This is a genomic window from Microbacterium sp. BF1 (assembly GCF_019279095.1).
In the GTDB taxonomy this organism is placed as follows: domain Bacteria; phylum Actinomycetota; class Actinomycetes; order Actinomycetales; family Microbacteriaceae; genus Microbacterium; species Microbacterium maritypicum.
Window position 1 is genome coordinate 1 of the sequence record NZ_JAGYWT010000632.1, and the last position, 1,247, is coordinate 1,247.

At 63.8% G+C, this 1,247-nt stretch carries 1 pseudogene; it reads right to left on the minus strand.

What is annotated here, in order from left to right:
- Nucleotides 1-813 precede the first annotated feature (813 nt).
- A pseudogene (locus KZA10_RS15595) lies at nt 814-1,086 on the minus strand (2-oxo acid dehydrogenase subunit E2); the annotation flags it as partial.
- Between the last annotated feature and the right edge of the window lie 161 nt (nt 1,087-1,247).

Consider the following 1,247-nt stretch of genomic DNA (forward strand, 5'->3'; position numbering starts at 1 on the left):
TACAACCACGACCGCCGGCATTCATCGCTCGGCTACCTCGCACCCGTCGACTACGCTCGGCAATGCACCCATCAATCGGAAACCGACGACTCGCACAGCGACCGGACCGAATGAAGGGGGCGGCCCACTGGCAGAAGATCTCACCCATGTCGCGCACGTCCCTGGCCAACCGGGTACGCGCCTGACCGATCAGGTGAGAGGCGAGGCCTTACTCAACTCAGCGACAATCTCGCCACTGCTCCGTGAGGCCGCACGCGGCTGTCTGGCTCGCGCGTCGTCATGAGCGCGCTCCTATTGCTGCTGGTGGCGATGTCATGGCGGCCCAGGAAAAACTAAGAGATCCGGAGCAAGCCCTATTACCAGGAGCACCTTGAATGCTCCGTTTGCGCACGTTCAAAGTCATCCCATAGTCACGTCGAGTGCGGGTAAAGGCTCACTCCAAGTGCGTCCTCCAGCAGAAAGATCGTGCGCAAGTCGGGCCACGCAGATCCAGAAAGCACATGCCGAACGGTGCCCTCATCGAGGTCGGCGACCGCCGCGACGGACCTGACGCTGCGCTCCCCAATGGCGTTCCGCAGGTTCGCCGCGAACCGACGCGCGGCCTCGGCGGCGCGATCAGTCGACGGACCTGCTGGCCACGAGGGCGTCAGGTCAGCCGGCGATAGGCGTTCTCTGCGAGTCACCGGGACTCTCCTGTGAGAGAATTGCGGCAGATCGCAGTGGTCCCGTGGCGCAAGTCCCTGACTCAACGCACATGGTTTGACGCGGATCAACTTCAACCGTTATTTGGATCATTTTGGGCGACGTCTCACATCAATCCACCAGCAGCGCGGGCTCCTCGAGCACCGATGCCACGTCGGCGATGAAGCGGCTCATGCCGTCGCCGTCGATCACGCGGTGGTCGAAGGACCCTGCGACCGTCGTCACCCAACGAGGACGCACCTCGCCGTCTACGACCCACGGCTTCTGACTGATGGTGCCCATCGCCACGATGCCGGCCTCGCCGGGGTTGATGATCGGGGTTCCGGCATCCATCCCGAACACACCGATGTTCGTGATGGTGATCGTGCCGCCCTGCTGATCGGCGCGCGAGGGCAAGACCCCGCCGGCCGATCAGCATTGCAGGAGAGGGCAGCGGAGGCGAGCACCGTTGCCGAGACGGCTCCCGCCGACAACATCGTCGAGATCGAGAACCTCACCAAGGTGTATCCGGTGCGCGGACGCGGGGAGGACTTCGTGGCCGTCGA